Source organism: Kitasatospora sp. NBC_01266, assembly GCF_036242395.1.
In the GTDB taxonomy this organism is placed as follows: domain Bacteria; phylum Actinomycetota; class Actinomycetes; order Streptomycetales; family Streptomycetaceae; genus Kitasatospora.
Genome location: NZ_CP108458.1, coordinates 5399033 through 5415881, shown reverse-complemented (window position 1 = coordinate 5415881; position 16849 = coordinate 5399033). Strand labels below are relative to the sequence as shown.

Here is a 16849-nt window from a genome sequence, read left to right as displayed (position 1 = left end):
GTCACGGCGTGGGGCGGCCCGATCCGGACGGGCTCGAGGAGCCCGAGGGCGAGGGCGCGGTCCCCGACGGGGTGGCGGACGGCGAACCACCGGACGGCGAACCGGAGGGCGACGGCGAACCGCTGCCCGAGGCCGACGGCGAGGGCGCGGTGCCCGACGGGGTGGCGGACGGCGAACCACCGGACGGCGAACCGGAGGGCGACGGCGAACCGCTGCCCGAGGCCGACGGCGAGGGCGAGAGCGGAGCGGTGGGCACCGCCGCGGGCGAGCCGCTCACCGGCGGCGCCGTCGGGCTGATCGGCACCACCGGCAGCAGCGAAGGCAGCGGCGGCACGCTCGGCAGACCGGGCACGGCGGCCAGCGAGGGCGGCGCGAGCGGCGTCACCGTCTCCGCCTGCTGCAGCGTGGCAGGCACCTTCCAGGCGCCGCCCTTGTCGTCCGCGGCGTTCTGCGGGTCGGGCCGCACCGCGCCCAGGATCGGCGCCATGCCGATCGGCGAGACCCGGACGAACGCACCGGTGTGCGGGGCCTGCACGACCAGCCCACCGCCGATGTACATCGCGACGTGCTCGGCGCTGGCGTAGTAGACCACCAGGTCACCAGGGCGCAGCTGGTTCAGCGGGACGTGCTGCAGCTGGGCCCACTGCTCCTCGCTGGTGCGCGGGATCTGCACGCCCGCGCTCAGCCAGGCCTGCGAGGTGAGGCCGGAGCAGTCGTAGGCGTCCGGCCCGGTGCCGCCCCACAGGTACGGCTTGCCGAGCTGCGCCAGCGCGTAGGCCACCGCCTGCCGGCCGGCCGCCGAGGGAGTGCGCTCGCCCTGGCCGAGCGCGCCGGTGGCCAGGAAGGCGAGCTGGGCCTGGTCGACCTGGTTCTGCTCCAGCTGCTGCAGCTCGGTCTGCTGGGCGCCGGTGAGCGAGGTGACCAGCTGCTCGACGGTGGCCAGCTGGCCGGCGATCTCCGTCTTGTTCTGGGTCTGCTGGGTGAGCAGCGCCTGGGTGCCGTTGAGCGCGTCCGTGGACTGCTTCTTCAGCTGCCCCAGCGACGCCTGGTCGCTCTTGAGCTGGGCGATGAAGGAGGCCTGCGAGCGGCTCGCCGCGGACAGCAGCGCGGCCAGGTGGGCGGCCTGGTACGGGTCGTTGGTCAGCAGCAGCTCGCCGAGGCCGGAGACGTCACCGTTGACGTACTGGTCGGAGGCCAGCTCGGAGGCGACGTCGATGCCCTGGTCGACCAGGTTCTGCTGGGTGGCCAGCTTGGCGTTGATCGCGGCCACGCTGCTCTGCTGGGTGGTCAGCTGCTGGGCGGTGGCGTTGTACTGCTCGGTGGCCGTCTCGGCGTTCTGGTAGAGCAGGTGGATCTTGTCGAGCAGCGGGCCGAGGGTGGCCTCGGCGGCGGCCAGCGGGTCGCCGCCCGGGGCCGTGCCGGGTGCGCCGGGCGTCGCGGTGGCCGGGGTCACCGGCTCGGGAGCGGCGAAGGCCGTCTGGGCCGCCATCGGCAGGGCGAGGGCCGCCACCGCCAGCACCGCCCCGCAGCGCAGCGCGGCCCGCAGCCATGGCTGAGTCCCGACCAGCTGTTCGCGGAGCACAGCCCGCATCGGCTCGCCTCCCCCTCGTTCGATGACGCCCGTGGCGCTGCGGTTGACAGGCCGCCGTCGATCCTGCCATGCGAACGGCCGGATCCGGCAGGGTGCCGCCGTGCATCTGATGAATTCTCAGCTGACAAGCCGTCGTGACGCAGATCTCATGAATCTGCCCCCAAAGCGGACGTTGTTCGCATAAGACCAGGCCAGGGCACCTGAGAGACTCTCGGTAGACAGGTGTAGTCCACAACCAGATCCACAAAGCCGGATCCAGTTAACCTCCCGTTCACTCGACCTCCCTACGGTCGCGCTGAACGCAGCTGAAGAACACGACAGTCCGACTACTACGACGATTGTTTGGTAATGGAACACATCACGTTCCTGGTCGCGGTGGTGATCGTCACCGCTCTTGCCTTCGACTTCACCAACGGCTTCCACGACACCGCCAACGCGATGGCCACGTCCATCGCCACCGGCGCCCTGCGACCCAAGGTCGCCGTCGCCATCTCCGCGGTCCTCAACTTCGCGGGAGCCTTCCTCTCGGTGAAGGTGGCCGGCACCATCTCGGGCGGCATCGTCAACGAGAAGGCGGGCATCCACCCGTCGGTGATCTTCGCCGCACTGGCCGGCGCGATCCTCTGGAACCTGCTGACCTGGCTGCGCGGACTGCCGTCCAGCTCCTCGCACGCGCTGTACGGCGGCCTGATCGGCGCCACCATCGTCGGGGTCGGGTTCGACGGCGTGAACTTCAGCACCGTGGTCACCAAGATCCTCATCCCGGCCATCGCCTCCCCGATCGTGGCCGGCCTGGCCGCCTGGGGTGCCACCAAGGCCGCCTACCTGATCACCCGGCGCGGCGGCGAGAAGACCACCACCAAGGGCTTCAAGGTCGGCCAGATGTTCTCCGCCTCGCTGGTCTCGCTGGCCCACGGCACCAACGACGCCCAGAAGACCATGGGCATCATCACCCTGACCCTGGTCTCGGTCGGCGCACTGCCCAAGCACGCGCTGCCCCCCACCTGGGTGATCGCCAGCGCCGGCCTGGCCATCGCGCTCGGCACCTACATGGGCGGCTGGCGGATCATCCGCAGCATGGGCAAGGGCCTGACCGACGTCCAGGCGCCGCAGGGCTTCGCCGCCGAGACCGCGACCACCGCGGTGATCCTGACCTCCACGCACATGGGCTACGGCCTGTCCACCACGCAGGTGGTCTCCGGCGGCATCATGGGCGCGGGCCTGGGCGGCCCGAAGGCCCAGGTGCACTGGAGCATGGCCCGCCGCATGGTCTACACCTGGGGCCTGACCCTGCCGGCCGCCGCCGTGGTGGCCGGGGCGGCCGCCTTCGTGGCCGACCAGGGCACCTGGGGCGTCCTGCTGGTCGGCACCGCCCTGGTGGCCGGTGCGGGCGCGATGTGGCTGCTCTCGCGCCGCGAGCCGGTGACCGCGAACAACGTCAACGACGCGCCGGCGACTCCCGAGGTCGCACCGGTCGCCGAGGTCCCGGGGCTCACCGACGTCACGCCCGTCGCGGTGCCCGGCACCGCCGCCAACCCGAACACCACCGTCGCCGCCTGAGGGGCCCTGCCATGCACATCAACTGGAGCGCCCTGGCCGACACCGCCGGCGTCAGCTTCGTGGTCACCGTCGCCGTGGTCGCGGCCTTCGCCCTCGGGGTGCTGGCCCTGGGCCGGCGCGAGGCCGCCGTCGAGAGCGGTTCGGGCCGCGGCACCGCCGCGCTGGCCGGGGCCGGCGTCTGCTTCGCCGCCTGCGCGGCGGCGGTCGGCTACGGGCTCACCCTGATCGCGGCCTGAGGTCACGGACCAGGACAACGGCGAAGGCCGCGAGGTGCAAGTCACCTCGCGGCCTTCGCCGTTCCGCACCGCCCCGGCCGCCCCTCACCCCGTAGCAGTCGCCCGCTAGCCTTCCGGGACGGCAGCGGGGAGGGGAAGCGATGATGAACGATGTCGGCACCAGGACGGACGTCGTGCGCACCGCCGACCCAGCGCGGGGCGCGGACCGCCCGGCCGGCCCGGGCGGCGGCCCCCGGCTCTGGCTGCCGGTGCTGGCCGTGCTCATCGGCCCGGCCCTGAGCTGGTGCGCGCTCTGGTGCGCCGACTACTACGCCGACGGCTCGCAGGACCCCTGCCGGGCCGCCGCGGGCCTGCCGCTGTTCGGGGTGGTCGCGGCGTGGGCGGCCCCGCTGGTCGGCCTGGTCGGCTCGGTGTGGCTGCCGGTGGCGCTGACGCTGCGCGAGAAGCACACCGCGCTCTGCGTCGCGGTCGGCTTCCTCTGCTGCCTGGTGGCCATGGCCGAGGCGGACCTGAGCTTCCTCGCCCTGACGGGTGCCGGACCCCAGCCCGATCTCTGCTTCGGACTGGGGCCGTTCCCCGCCCTGCCTACGCCGTCGGCTCGCTGACCGGCTCGCTGCGCACCGCGTCGACCGGCTCGTCGACCGGCTGCCGCGCGTCGCTCGGCGTCGGCCCGCCGGCCGACGCGGTGCGCAGCGGCACCTCGCGGATCAGCAGCACCGCCAGGAAGGCCAGCGTCGCGAACGGCGCGGCGACCAGGAAGACCGTCCCCACCCCGTGCCCGAAGGCGTCGGTGACCAGCGGGACCAGCGGCGCGGGCAGCGTGTGCAGGTCCGGCAGGTCGCCGCCGGACAGCGCGCTCGCCCCGGCCGGCGGGATGTGCGCGGCCAGCAGGTTCTGGGTCAGGTAGTGGGTGACCCGGGTGCCGAGCAGCGCGCCCAGCGCCGAGACGCCCATCGCGCCGCCCATGCTGCGGAAGAAGGTCACCGTCGAGCTGGCGGTGCCCATCTCCTTGGCGGTCACCGTGTTCTGCACCGCGAGCACCAGGTTCTGCGAGGTCAGGCCGAGGCCGATGCCGGTGGCGGCCATGTAGAGCGAGAGCAGGCCGTAGCTCGTGTCGGCGCGGGCGGTGCCGAGCAGGAAGAAGCCGAGCGCGAGCAGGAAGGTGCCGGCCACCAGGTAGCGCTTCCACCTGCCGTGCTTGGTGATCAGCCGCCCCGCGACGGCCGAGGCGAGCGCCAGGCCGGCGATCATCGGCAGCGTCATGATGCCCGCCATGGTCGGCGTCTTCTCCTTGGCCAGCTGGAAGTACTGGCTGAGGAAGGTGGTGGCGCCGTACATCCCGATGCCCACGAAGGCGCTGGCGATGGCCGCCAGGCTCACCGTGCGGTGGCGGAACAGGCTGAGCGGCATCACCGGCTCGGCCGCCCGGCGCTCCGCCAGGATGAAGAGCAGCACCAGCAGCAGCCCACCGCCGACCATCACCGCGGTCTGCCAGGAGCCCCAGGCGTAGTTCTTGCCGGCCAGCGTGACCCAGACCATCAGCAGGCTGACCGCGCCCGCGATCAGCAGCGCGCCGCGGTAGTCGATCTTCGCCTTCCGCTTCACCACCGGCAGGTGCAGGGTGCGCTGCAGCACGATGATGGCGATCACCGAGAACGGGATGCCGACGTAGAAGCACCAGCGCCAGCCCAGCCAGTGGGTGTCCACGATGACCCCGCCGATCAGCGGTCCGCCGATGGTGGCCAGCGCGAAGACGGCGCCGAAGTAGCCGCTGTACCGGCCGCGCTCGCGCGGCGGCACCATCGCCGCCAGGCAGATCTGCCCGAGCGCCACCACACCGCCGGCGCCCAGGCCCTGCAGCACCCGGCAGCCGATCAGCTCACCGGTGTTCTGCGAGAGGCCGGCCAGCGCGGAGGAGACGATGTAGATCACCAGGGCCAGTTGGACCAGCAGCTTCTTGCTCACCAGGTCGGAGAGCTTGCCCCAGATCGGGGTGGAGGCGGTGAGCGAGAGCAGCGCCGCGGTGATCACCCAGGTGTAGGCGGACTCACCGCCGTGCAGGTCGTTGAGGATGGTTGGCAGCGCGTTGGAGACGATGGTGGAGGAGAGGACCGCGACGAAGAGGCCGAGCAGCAGCCCGGAGAGCGCTTCGAGGATCTCACGGTGCGTCATCGGACGGTCGGGCGCGGCGGCACCGTGGTGGAGGCGGTGCGGGTGCGCCGACGGGCTGCTGGTCATGGAGGTCCTTAGAAATCGTTGCCTGAGGCAACCATAAGGCTCGATACTTGACCTAGGCAACCTTCTTCGCGGGCTCCCCTCCGACCCCGGACCGCCGCCGGACGCCGGTCCCGACCCGCTACTCCTCCCAGTCCTCGCACCGGCTCATGCCGGCCACCGTCTCGTTGAACCGGGCCAGCAGGTGGGCGAACTGGTCGAGTTCGGCCGGATCCCAGCTGTCGAGCATGGCGCGGAACGAGGCGATCCGGTACTCGTGCGCCCGGCGGTAGCGGCGGGCACCGTCCTCGGTGAGCGAGACCAGCGAGGCCCGCCGGTCCAGCGGGTCGGACTCGCGCGCCACCAGGCCCAGTTCCTCCAGCGCCTTGATCTGCCGGCTGATCGTCGCCTTCCCGACCCCGAAGTGCGCGCCGACATCGGTCACCCGCACCTGCCCCGCCTCGCTGAGATGGGCGAGCAGGCTGTAGGCCAGGCCCTCCAGCTTGGGATGCACCAGCCGGGACATCTCGGCGGACCGGGCCCGCCCCCGGCGGAACATCACCGCGACCTCGCGCTCCACCGCCCGGAACGCCGCTTCACTGCCCGTCAGATCCTCGACCACACCAACCCGCCACTCACCCGCGCGGCGCCGCCCGCCGACGCGAGATCAGTATCCACCAAGCCCGGCGCGGGAAGGAGTGCCCCAAATGCCTCAAATGGTAGGAAGAAACGGTCATGTTGTGATCTATCGCCTTCGACCGCTTTTCGAGGGCCGCTTCCCAAGGGGGACCGACGATGTCCGATCCGGGCCGAGGGTTCGTCAACGAGGTGAAGGACGCCGTCACCGGCCGCGCGGCCTTGCTGGTGATCGGGGTGCTGCTGCTCCAGCTGGGCTTCATCACCTCCTACATCGGCGCGCTGCACCAGCCCGAGCCGCACCGGCTCTCGATCGGGGTGGTCGCGCCGACGGCCGCCGCGCAGCAGCAGGCCATCGGCGCGCTCGACCAGGTGCCGAACGAGGCGGTGCACGCCACGCCGGTCAGTGACCAGCAGAGCGCGGTCCACCAGATCAAGGACCAGCAGCTCTACGCCGCCCTGCTGGTCAACCCCGACGGGACCCAGGACACGCTGCTGATCGCCAGCGCGCGCGGGAAGTCGGCGGCCACCGCGGCCCAGAGCATCGTCACCGCCGTCGAGCAGCACCAGGGCCGCACCGTCCAGGTGCAGGACGTGGCCCCGCTGGCCGGCGGGGACGCCAACGGCCTGTCCTCGTTCTACCTGGTGGTGGGCTGGTGCGTCGGCGGCTACCTGGTCGCCTCGATCCTCGGGATCAGCGCGGGCGCGCGCCCCGCCAACCACGCCCGGGCGCTGATCCGGATCGCGGTGCTGGCGCTCTACTCGATCGTGGCCGGGCTCGGCGGCGTGCTGATCGCCGGGCCGATCCTGAACGCGCTGCCCGGCAGCATCCTCGGCCTCTGGGGCGTGGGCACCCTGGTGGTCTTCTCGGTCGGCACCTTCACAATGGCGCTGGAGTGCCTCTTCGACGTGGTCGGCATCGGGGTCGCGGTGCTGATCTTCGTGGTGCTCGGCAATCCGAGCGCGGGCGGGGTCTTCCCGCCGCCGCTGCTGCCGCCGTTCTGGCGGGCGATCGGCCCCTGGCTGCCGAACGGCGCGGGGACCAGCGCCACCCGCTCGATCGCCTACCTGGGCGGCACCCGGCTCACCATGCCGCTGCTGGTCCTGGTGGCCTGGGCGGTGGTGGGCGTGGCGGTCTCGCTGCTCGCGGTGCACAGCCGGTCCCGGGGCGGGCGGATGACGGTCGCCCCGCCGGAGCGGGACTGACGCCGGCCCGTCCTAGGGGCGCCGGGTGCGCGGCGGCGGAACCCGGAGCTGGCGGAACCCGGAGGTCAGGGCACCCGCGCGGCCGGCTCGGCGGCGGAGCTGCCGCTCGCCGAGTCGGCCCGGGTGGTGAAGACGAACCTCTTCATCGCCCAGTAGCGGAAGCCCATCGCCACCAGCGTGCCGATGATCATGCCGCTCAGGAAGTCGGAGACCTCCTGGGTGAACTTGCTCACGTGCGGCGTGTGCAGGTCGAACACGTAGCGGCTGATCAGCAGCGGGAGGTCGTTGACCACCACCGCGAGCGCGCTCACCACGAAGAACGGGATGGCCTCCTTGTGGCTGCCCTCCGACCGGAACGACCACTGCCGGTTCAGCACGTACGAGAACACCGTCGCGATGGCCGTCGCGATGGTCAGGGCGACCACCGGCTTGTTCTGGCAGACGGTGAGCTTGAGCCCGTAGTTGATGACCAGCGTCAGCAGGAAGCACGAGCCGCCCACCACGAGGAACTTCACCAGACTGCGGTGCTGCACGACGAAGGGGCGCAGCGGCTCCGGCACCTTGGCCAGGGCTTTCTGAGTGAGCGACGGCATTGGCGCAGTGTCGCACGAGTCCTCGGACCGCTGCGGCCCGACGCCCCGGAAACACGAGTCCTTGGAAGGCCGTTGACCAAACCCCGGAAACGGGCGGGCGCCCGGCCCGCCCGACCGTCCGATCAGGGCGCCGAGATCCGCACCACTCCGGTCATGGTGCCCTGGTACACCACCCCGCCGGGGGCGGTGGTGCCCACCATCTGGAGCGTGTCGAAGAGGAACCCGGCCCCCAGGAACGCGGTGCGCACCACGGCGCCGGTCTGCGGGTCGATCTCGGCGTAGTAGTACGGGTCGAGGATCGAGGTGTCAGCCGTGCCCGGGATCAGCGGCTCGCGCAGCACGGTATGGATCAGGTGGTCGCCCAGGGTGAGCTGCGGGACGGCCGCCGAGCGGGTCGCGGTGTCCCACTTCAGGTCGCAGCCCGAGCCGTCGGGGCGCACATCCACCCGGCTCATCCCGCCCTCGAAGTCGGCCGAGGCGGGCACGCTGGCCGGCGCCCCGGCGGGCAGCGCCGGGTACGGGTAGCCGTAGGTGCTCGCCACGAAGACGCTGCTCCCGGCGCCGATCGGCGCGTTCTCGGTCCCGCTCTCGCTCCCGGCGGCGAGCAGCACCGGCACCGAGCAGACCTGGGCGCCGGTGTCCGCTCGGTAGACCAGCAGGTGCTCGTGCGGCACGGCGTTGTCGGTGATGGCGACGTAGTCCGCGCCGGTGGTCGGGCCGAAGAAGACCGGCGTCGAGCCGGTGCCCCAGCTGAGCTGGCCCGGCTTGCGGCCCGGCCCGCGGTCGTAGGCCTGGCGCCAGGAGATCTGCGGGGTGCCGTCGGGGGCGGCCGTGAGCAGGTAGAGGGCGGAGGTGGTGGCCACCGCCGTACCGCCCGGGACGGTGGAGATGCTGTTCGCCACCTGTTCCCCGGCGGGCAGCGCCAGGGTCCGCACGGTGCCGGTGGCCTCGTCGGCGGTGCCGACCACGCCGTTCGCGGTGGCGAACCAGACCCGGCCCTGCCAGTCGGGCGACAGGCCGACCACCGAGTCCCCGGCCGGGACGGCGCCGGCCAGCGAGAGACTGCTGTCCACGCTGAGCGTGCCGTCGTGGTGCCCGATCCGCAGCAGGTCACGGTTGCCGTCGACCACCACGAGCCGGTTCTGGTTGTCCAGGTAGGCGTAGACGCCGCCGAGCAACGAGCCCTTGGCGAGGGACAGTTGGGCGATCGAGTCGCCGGTCGCCGGGTCCAGCAGGTGCACGGTGGGGGCCTGCCCGAAGATCGCGGTGCAGAGCGCCACCGGATAGCCGTCGGAGCCGTCCAGCACGGTGGGGCAGGCCGAGGCGAGCGCGGCACGGTGCGAGGTCAGCGCGCCGGGCGGCGGGCCGGCCAGCGGCGTCGCGTCCGAGGAGCCGGTGTCGCCGTGCATGGTGGCGGTGCCGGCCGGCCCGGCGTAGGGGTTCTGCGGCGGCAGCGGCGGGTCCGCGTCGGCCGAGGCCGGAGCGGCGACCGCGATCGCCAGCAGGGCGGCGGCGGAGAGGACGACAGCCCGCGAGGGCAGCGCGAAGCGCATGGGAGGTCCCGTTTCAGGTGAGGGTGAGGGAGCACGACGGCACAGCGGTGCACCCCGCCCGACCACGGGAACGCGTCACAGCCCGGCAGGATCGGCCGAGCGGGTCACCGCACTCAGAGGTCGCGGTGACAGATCGCGGAACACGCGTGCGCCAGGTCGACGTCCAGTCGACGGCTCAGCCACGTGTGCGAGGTCATGCCCCCATGCTGGCGGCTGACACTCCGTCTCACAAGAGGTGTCTCAACGCGCGGGACGGTGACGGTGACGCTCAGTCAGCCGTGCCCCGTGGCGCCACCCAGCGCATCGGCTGTCCGGTGACCTCCGCGATCATGTCGTAGTCGCCGTCGTAGTGCAGGACCGTCGCGCCGTGGCGTTCGGCGACGGCGGCGATGATCAGATCGGTAGCGGAGACCGCTCGCCAATTGCCACCGTCGACCAGCGCGGCCTGCACCTCAACGGCCCGGTCCCAGGCCTCGTCGGGAGTGGGCAACCAGTCGAAGCCGCGCAGCTCCTCGCGGATCCGCTCGGCGTCCGCTTTGGAGCGGGCGCTGTGCAGGACTTCGATCTCCACAGCGCCGCAGACGGCCAGCACACCGGCGCTGTGCAGCGGCCAGATGACCGATCGGACGGCCGGCTTGGCGTAACGCGCCAGCGCCGACTTGTCGATGAGAAAGCGCTCCCTCATGCCGCCCGATCCGGCGCCTGGTCCGCAGCCCCGGTCTCCACCGGCCCGGTCAGGTCCGGCAGCCCGCCTTCGAGCAGCCAGTTCAGGAACGACTCCCGCTTGCGCCGCTTGACCGCGTCCTCCAGGGCCGCGTTGACCGTGGCCACCTTGGTGGTCGTCCCGAAGATCTTCGCGGCCTCGGCGAGCATCTCGTCATTGACGTCGATCACGGTGCGGCTCATGGCATCCTCCAGTCCGGCACAGGCTTTCGATATCAGATTCTAGCACGATCGATATCATCCATGAGCTCCGCCCCGGCATGCGGCGGCGCCCGACGGACCGTCAGGTCCGCCGGGCGCCAACGGACTTCACCGCCTCACGCCGCCGCCACCAGCACCTCGGCCGGCTCCAGGGCCAGCGCCAGCACCTCGCGGACGTCGGCCACCGGGTGCACCGTCAGGCGCTCCAGCACCTCGGCCGGGACCTCGTCCAGGTCGGGCTCGTTGCGCTTGGGGATGATCACCGTGGTGATCCCGGCCCGGTCGGCGGCGAGCAGCTTCTGCTTCACCCCGCCGATCGGCAGCACCCGGCCGGTCAGTGAGACCTCACCGGTCATCGCCACATCGGTGCGCACCTTGCGGCCGGAGAGCAGCGAGGCCAGCGCGGTGGTCATCGTGATGCCCGCGCTCGGGCCGTCCTTGGGGACGGCGCCCGCCGGGACGTGCAGGTGGATGCCGCGCTCGCGCAGTCCGGTGACCGGCAGCTCCAGCTCCGCGCCGCGCGAGCGCAGGTAGGACAGGGCGATGTGGGCCGACTCCTTCATCACGTCGCCCAGCTGGCCGGTCAGGGTCAGGCCGGTCGAGCCGGTCTCGGCGTCGGCCAGCGAGGCCTCGATGTAGAGGACGTCGCCGCCCGCGCCGGTGACCGCCAGGCCGGTCGCGACGCCGGGCACCGCCGTGCGCCGCTGGGTCGGCTCCTGGGCCGCCTCCGGGGTGTGGTGCGGCCGGCCGATCAGGCCGCGCAGGTCGTCGGCACCGATCGTGGTCGGCAGCTCGCGCTCGCCCAGCTCGCTCTGGGCGGCGACCTTGCGCAGGATCCGGGCCACCGACCGCTCCAGGTTCCGCACCCCGGCCTCCCGGGTGTACTCCCCCGCGAGCTTGCGCAGCGCCGACTCGGCCACCGCCACGTCCTCGGCGGTCAGCCCCGTGCGCTCCAACTGGCGCGGCAGCAGGTGGTCGCGGGCGATGACGACCTTCTCGTCCTCGGTGTAGCCGTCCAGCCGGACCAGCTCCATCCGGTCGAGCAGCGGCTCGGGGATGGCCTCCAGCACGTTGGCGGTGGCCAGGAAGACCACGTCGGAGAGGTCCAGCTCGACCTCCAGGTAGTGGTCCCGGAAGGTGTGGTTCTGCGCCGGGTCCAGCACCTCGAGCAGGGCGGCGGCCGGGTCGCCGCGGTAGTCCGAGCCGACCTTGTCGATCTCGTCCAGCAGGACGACCGGGTTCATCGAGCCGGCCTCCTTGATGGCCCGCACGATCCGGCCGGGCAGCGCGCCGACGTAGGTCCGCCGGTGGCCGCGGATCTCGGCCTCGTCGCGCACCCCGCCGAGCGCGACCCGGACGAAGTCGCGGCCCATCGCACGGGCCACCGATTCGCCCAGCGAGGTCTTGCCGACGCCGGGCGGCCCGACCAGCGCCAGCACCGCGCCGCCACGCCGCCCGCCGACCAGGCTCAGGCCCTGGTCGGCCCGGCGCTTGCGGACCGCCAGGTACTCGACGATCCGGTCCTTCACGTCGGCCAGCCCGGCGTGGTCGGCGTCCAGCACGGCGCGGGCACCGGCGATGTCGTAGGCGTCCTCGCTGCGGTTGTTCCAGGGCAGCTCCAGGACGGTGTCCAGCCAGGTCCGGATCCAGCTGCCCTCGGGCGACTGGTCGGAGCTGCGCTCCAGCTTGTCGACCTCCTTGAGGGCGGCCTCGCGCACCTTCTCGGGCAGGTCGGCGGCCTCGACCCGGGCCCGGTAGTCGCCCTCCTCGTCGGCGGCCTCGCCGTTCAGCTCGGCCAGCTCCTTGCGCACCGCCTCCAGCTGGCGGCGGAGCAGGAACTCCTTCTGCTGCTTGGCCACGCCCTCCTCGACGTCCTTGCGGATGGTGTCGTTGACCTCCTCCTCGGCGAGGTGGTCGCGCAGCAGTTGCAGGGCGTACTCCAGGCGGGCCACCTGGTCGGCCTCCAGCAGCACCTTGAGCTTCTGCTCGGCGGTGGCGAAGGGGGCGTAGCCGATGTTGTCGGCCAGCTCGCCGACGCCCTCGATCGCGGCCACCCGGTCGACGATCTGCCAGGCGCCGCGCTTGCGCAGCCACTCGGTGGAGAGCGCCTTGTACTCCTTGACCAGCTCGGCGGCCCGGCCGGCCACCGGCAGCCCGAGCGCGGACTCCTGGAACGGCGTGGTCTCCACCCAGAGCGCGGCGCCCGGCCCGGTGGTGCCGGCGCCGATCCGCACCCGGCGGACGGCGCGGACCAGCGCGGCCGGCTCGCCGTCGGCCAGCCGGCCGACCTGCTCGACGGTGGCCAGGGTGCCCACCGCGGCGTACGAGCCGTCCAGCCGCGGCACCAGCAGCACCTGCGGCTTGCCCGCGGTACCGCTCACCGACGCCCGCGCGGCGGCCCTGGCGGCCTCCACGGCGGCGCGCACCTCGGTGTCCTTGAGGTCCAGCGGCACCACCATGCCGGGCAGCACGACCTCGTCGTCGAGGGGCAGCACGGGCAGAGTGAGCGAAGCGGACGTCGATGCCATGATCTCTCCCCAGTCAGTGAACTTGAGTCGACATGACTAAGGCTTCGGCAGGGCTGGATGTTCCCGGGACCTTGTTCGCTCTGAGCGATCAACCATGAGCGCATCCGGGGGATGCGGAAGGAACGCTGAAAGAAGCCTGGGAAGAAGCCCGGCCGCGCAGCCGCAGAGGAGCGGACGAGGGAGGGCGGAGGACCGGCGCTACGCGCGCTCGAGCGCGGGCCCGGCGGCCCGTCGCGCCGCTCGCCGCGGCAGCCGTCGCACGGCCGACCCGCCCCGGGGCCGCCGGGGCCGCCGCAGCACGCCCCAGAGCGCCACCCCGGTGAGCAGTGCGGTCGGGTGGCCGACCGCGGTGATCAGGTCCTGGTCGGTGATGATCTGGTGCGCCACCAGCAGCACCGCCCCGCCCAGCGCCAGCCAGCGCCCGCGCTTGGGCAGCAGCCCGGCCAGCGCGCCCAGACTGGCCAGCACGCCGTAGCTGACGCCGATGTCCAGCTCGTCCAGGATGCCCGGCCCGACCTTCCCGGTGGCCACCGCGACCGCCACCACCGCCTGGGAGAGCAGGGTGCCGACCACGTGCCCGGCCGCGAAGACCCCGGCGGCGCGCAGCGAGCCGACCCGGCGCTCCAGCGGGGCGACGGTGAAGGCGAAGGCCCACAGGTAGGGCATCCAGACCGGACCGGCCACCCAGAGCCCGCTCATCAGCAGCGAGCGCACGGGGGTGTGCAGCAGGTGGTGGCCGTCGGTGCTGGACATGGTCTGCAACTGGTGCACCAGGTCCGGGCTGGCGAGCTGGGCGAAGATCGTGGTCCCGGCCAGCACCACCAGGTAGCCGCAGGCGAAGGGGTTGCGGCGCGGCGTCGGCAGCCGGTCCAGCACCCAGCGCAGCGGCACCGAGCGCAGCCCGAACCGCAGCCCGGTGAGGGGTGTCACCGCGGTCAGGTGCCGCACCGCGGTGGGGCGCGAAGCGCCCCGGGTCGCGCCCGCTGTCACGTCCGCCATGGCGCCTCCGTCCCCTCGGTCCGAGTGTGCTCGCCGCGCGTGCACACCGTGCCATCATCTGCCGCTTTCGTCCACGCTAAGGGGCATCCGTGAGAGTCCGCTGAGGATCGTGTTGCGTTCCCTGTCAGGGCAGTTCAGGAGTTGGTCCAGACCATAAGTCGGCCGCGGCCCGAGCGGGGGCCGCCGACGGGTTCGTGCATACACACCGTTACCGCGAGTCGACATGGACGGGTAAGGTAACGGCCCGTGCTGGGTCCCCGGGGCGCGCGCTTTGGCCTGTGGTCCGGAAATCTGCGGTCCACCTGCCGGTGCTCGCCGGGTGTCCGTACGCTGCGAGGTATGCATGTCGGACCGGCGGTCGGGAAGCCGCGGTCCACCCGCGCTTGGCGGAGCCCGGGGCGTCAAATCAGCACGCGAAATTAACGACGGAACAAGACTACGAGCGGTGCCCGCCACTCCCACAGGTGGCGGCCCGCAGGCCCTGGGGGCGGTGGCGTGACCGTGACAGAGATTCAGCAGGACACCAGCGGCAGCGGTGTGATTGCCCAACGACGCGTTCTGGTGGTGGAGGACGAGCCCACCATTGCCGAGTCCATCGCGGCCCGGCTGGGCGCGGAGGGCTTCAAGGTCGCAGTGGCCCATGACGGCCCCGGCGCGGTGGACGGCTTCCACACCTGGCAGCCCGACCTCGTGGTGCTCGACATCATGCTGCCCGGCTTCGACGGTCTGGAGGTCTGCCGGCGGATCCAGGCGCAACGCCCGGTCCCCGTACTGATGCTGACCGCGCGCGACGACGAGACGGACCTGCTGGTCGGCCTCGGCGTGGGCGCCGACGACTACATGACCAAGCCCTTCTCGATGCGCGAGCTGGCGGCCCGGGTCAACGTGCTGCTGCGCCGGGTCGAGCGGGCCCAGCAGGCCGCCAGAACTCCGGCGCTGGGCAGCCTGCGCTTCGGCGAACTGGAGATCGACCACGTGCAGCGCCGGGTCCGGCTCGCCTCCGGCGACGTGCACCTGACGCCGACCGAGTTCGACCTGCTGGCCTGCCTGGCCGCCCAGCCGCGTGCCGTGCTGACCCGCGAGCAGCTGCTGGCCGAGGTCTGGGACTGGACCGACGCCTCCGGCACCCGGACGGTGGACAGCCACGTCAAGGCACTGCGCCGGAAGATCGGCGCGACCTGGATCCGCACCGTGCACGGCGTCGGCTACGCGCTGGAGGCACCGGTGGGATAGCGCGCGTCCAGTCCAGTGACTGGGAGCCGCGCGGGGGGGCCACGGGGGCCACGGGGGCCACAGAAGTACGGGGACCAAGCACCGATGAACACCTCTACACGGGCTCGTACCGAGCCCGACCCGCCGCCGCGTCCGCAGCGGTGGCCCGGGCGCATGGCCGCGCGGATCTGGCTGGACATCCGGCCGCTCGACCCGGTGCGCTCGATCAAGGGCAAACTCGCCCTGCTGGTCATCGTCTCGGTGGTGGTCGCCACCGGACTGGTGGTGATCGCGATCCGCTCGGAGACCCAGATCCGGGTGATCATGGCCTTCTCGATGATCGCCTCACTCCTCTTCATGCAGTTGCTGGCGCACACCCTGACCGCCCCGCTGCGCGAGATGACCGCGGCGGCCCGTGCGATGGCCGGCGGGGACTACAGCCGCCGGGTGACCACCGGGTCCCGCGACGAGATCGGCGAGCTGGCGACGACCTTCAACAAGATGGCCGCCGACCTGGAGGCCGCCGACCGGCACCGCCGGGAGCTGGTGGCCAACGTCTCGCACGAGCTGCGCACGCCGATCGCCGCGCTGCGCGCCGTGCTGGAGAACATGGTGGACGGCGTGGTGCCGCCCGAGCAGGCCACCCTGGGCGCCGCACTGGAGCAGACCGAGCGTCTCGGCCGGCTCGTCTCGCACCTGCTGGACCTCTCCAAACTGGACGACGGCGTGGTGCCGTTGGACGCCCGCGAGTTCGAGGTGGCCCCGTTCCTGGCCGGCGTGCTGCGCGGCCTGACGGTGGACGGCGCCACGGCCGGCGGTGCCTGGAGCCGGCGCGACGACGTACGGCTGCGGCTGGACGTGCAGCCGCAGGGCCTGACCGCGCTGGCCGACCCGGAGCGCCTGCACCAGGTGGTGGCCAACCTGGTGGACAACGCCTGCAAGCACTCGCCGGCCGGCGGCACCGTGACGGTGCGGGCCCGGACCGGGGAGGCGCCGCTGGCCCTGCTGCTGGAGGTGGAGGACCAGGGCCCCGGGATACCGGCACAGGACCGCACCCGGGTGTTCGACCGGTTCAGCCGCGCGGGCACCCCGACCGCCCAGGGCCCCGGCAGCGACGGCGGCACCGGCCTGGGGCTGGCCATCGCCCGCTGGGCGGTGGATCTGCACGGCGGGCGGATCGAGGTCGCCGACGCCTCCGGCGGCTGCCTGATCCAGGTCGCGCTGCCGGGCAGCGCCGCCGTGGTGCCGCACCCCCGGCTGTGAGCCGCGGGGTGTGCGGACGGTCACACCCCGAGCCCGGCCGCGCACACGCGAGCGCCACATCCCGTCCAGGTCGGCCAGCTTTGTCACAGAATTGGGACAATCTGGTAGTCGACAGCCTCGGATCGGTCATAACTGGTCGATCTGTGGACATTTTGCCCGATTTGGAGTCGTTCGGGCGGGTAATCGCAGCGATCCGCTTCCCTCTTTTGGCGGCTCTCTAACGTCTTTTTTCGGCCAATGTGGCCGACAGCACTGTGATCTGGACGACGCCGACCCCCAGGGGACTGCGCGATGCTTGGTCAGGGGCGTAGCCTTAATCCCCGCTGTCCAAACA

At 72.3% G+C, this 16849-nt stretch carries 15 protein-coding genes; 6 read left to right on the top strand and 9 right to left on the bottom strand.

From position 1 onward, the window contains the following. Position 1: 1 nt before the first annotated feature. Positions 2-1591: a C40 family peptidase gene (locus OG403_RS23710; protein ID WP_329567593.1), complete on the bottom strand. Its 1590-nt coding sequence runs from the start codon at positions 1589-1591 to the stop codon at positions 2-4. 348 nt (positions 1592-1939) lie between these two features. Between OG403_RS23710 and OG403_RS23705 the strand changes: the two genes are divergently transcribed. From OG403_RS23705 to OG403_RS23695, 3 genes are all read left to right on the top strand, one after another. Then, entirely contained in the window at positions 1940-3151 is a 1212-nt protein-coding gene (locus OG403_RS23705) for an inorganic phosphate transporter (RefSeq protein WP_329567591.1), read from the top strand. An 11-nt stretch (positions 3152-3162) separates the two neighbouring features. Beyond that, positions 3163-3387 (top strand): hypothetical protein, encoded by a 225-nt coding sequence (locus OG403_RS23700; protein ID WP_329567590.1) that lies wholly within the window; start codon positions 3163-3165, stop codon positions 3385-3387. A gap of 140 nt (positions 3388-3527) precedes the next feature. Beyond that, positions 3528-3992, top strand: coding sequence for a hypothetical protein (locus OG403_RS23695; RefSeq protein ID WP_329567588.1), 465 nt, complete (start codon positions 3528-3530; stop codon positions 3990-3992). Here the strand turns inward: OG403_RS23695 and OG403_RS23690 are convergent. Next, complete coding sequence (locus OG403_RS23690) at positions 3973-5625, bottom strand: MDR family MFS transporter (protein ID WP_442910966.1); 1653 nt, start codon at positions 5623-5625, stop codon at positions 3973-3975. The genes OG403_RS23695 and OG403_RS23690 overlap by 20 nt on opposite strands. 118 nt (positions 5626-5743) lie before the next feature. Further along, positions 5744-6223 (bottom strand): MarR family winged helix-turn-helix transcriptional regulator, encoded by a 480-nt coding sequence (locus tag OG403_RS23685; RefSeq protein WP_329567586.1) that lies wholly within the window; start codon positions 6221-6223, stop codon positions 5744-5746. Between the two features lie 173 nt (positions 6224-6396). On the opposite strand from OG403_RS23685, the gene OG403_RS23680 reads away from it, so the two are divergent. Further along, positions 6397-7443 carry a DUF3533 domain-containing protein gene (locus OG403_RS23680; RefSeq protein WP_329567584.1) on the top strand — a complete coding sequence of 349 codons (1047 nt, stop codon included), beginning with the start codon at positions 6397-6399 and terminating at the stop codon, positions 7441-7443. Positions 7444-7508: 65 nt separating this feature from the next. Here OG403_RS23680 and OG403_RS23675 read toward each other — a convergent pair whose 3' ends face one another. From OG403_RS23675 to OG403_RS23650, 6 genes are all read right to left on the bottom strand, one after another. Beyond that, entirely contained in the window at positions 7509-8036 is a 528-nt protein-coding gene (locus tag OG403_RS23675) for a GtrA family protein (RefSeq protein ID WP_329567582.1), read from the bottom strand. 122 nt (positions 8037-8158) lie between these two features. Continuing rightward, positions 8159-9589 carry a hypothetical protein gene (locus OG403_RS23670; protein WP_329567581.1) on the bottom strand — a complete coding sequence of 477 codons (1431 nt, stop codon included), beginning with the start codon at positions 9587-9589 and terminating at the stop codon, positions 8159-8161. Between the two features lie 268 nt (positions 9590-9857). Then, positions 9858-10274, bottom strand: a complete 417-nt coding sequence (locus OG403_RS23665) for a PIN domain nuclease (protein ID WP_329567579.1) — start codon at positions 10272-10274, stop codon at positions 9858-9860. Then, positions 10271-10495 carry a type II toxin-antitoxin system VapB family antitoxin gene (locus OG403_RS23660; RefSeq protein WP_329567577.1) on the bottom strand — a complete coding sequence of 75 codons (225 nt, stop codon included), beginning with the start codon at positions 10493-10495 and terminating at the stop codon, positions 10271-10273. Before OG403_RS23660 ends, OG403_RS23665 begins: the two co-directional genes overlap by 4 nt. 134 nt (positions 10496-10629) lie before the next feature. Then, positions 10630-13041 carry an endopeptidase La gene (gene lon / locus OG403_RS23655; RefSeq protein WP_329567575.1) on the bottom strand — a complete coding sequence of 804 codons (2412 nt, stop codon included), beginning with the start codon at positions 13039-13041 and terminating at the stop codon, positions 10630-10632. Positions 13042-13239: 198 nt separating this feature from the next. Beyond that, positions 13240-14040, bottom strand: coding sequence for a rhomboid-like protein (locus OG403_RS23650; protein ID WP_329567573.1), 801 nt, complete (start codon positions 14038-14040; stop codon positions 13240-13242). 501 nt (positions 14041-14541) lie between these two features. Here OG403_RS23650 and OG403_RS23645 point away from each other — a divergent pair. Continuing rightward, positions 14542-15273 (top strand): response regulator transcription factor, encoded by a 732-nt coding sequence (locus OG403_RS23645; protein WP_266293869.1) that lies wholly within the window; start codon positions 14542-14544, stop codon positions 15271-15273. A 153-nt stretch (positions 15274-15426) separates the two neighbouring features. Further along, positions 15427-16515, top strand: coding sequence for a HAMP domain-containing sensor histidine kinase (locus tag OG403_RS23640; RefSeq protein WP_329567569.1), 1089 nt, complete (start codon positions 15427-15429; stop codon positions 16513-16515). Positions 16516-16849: the final 334 nt, after the last annotated feature.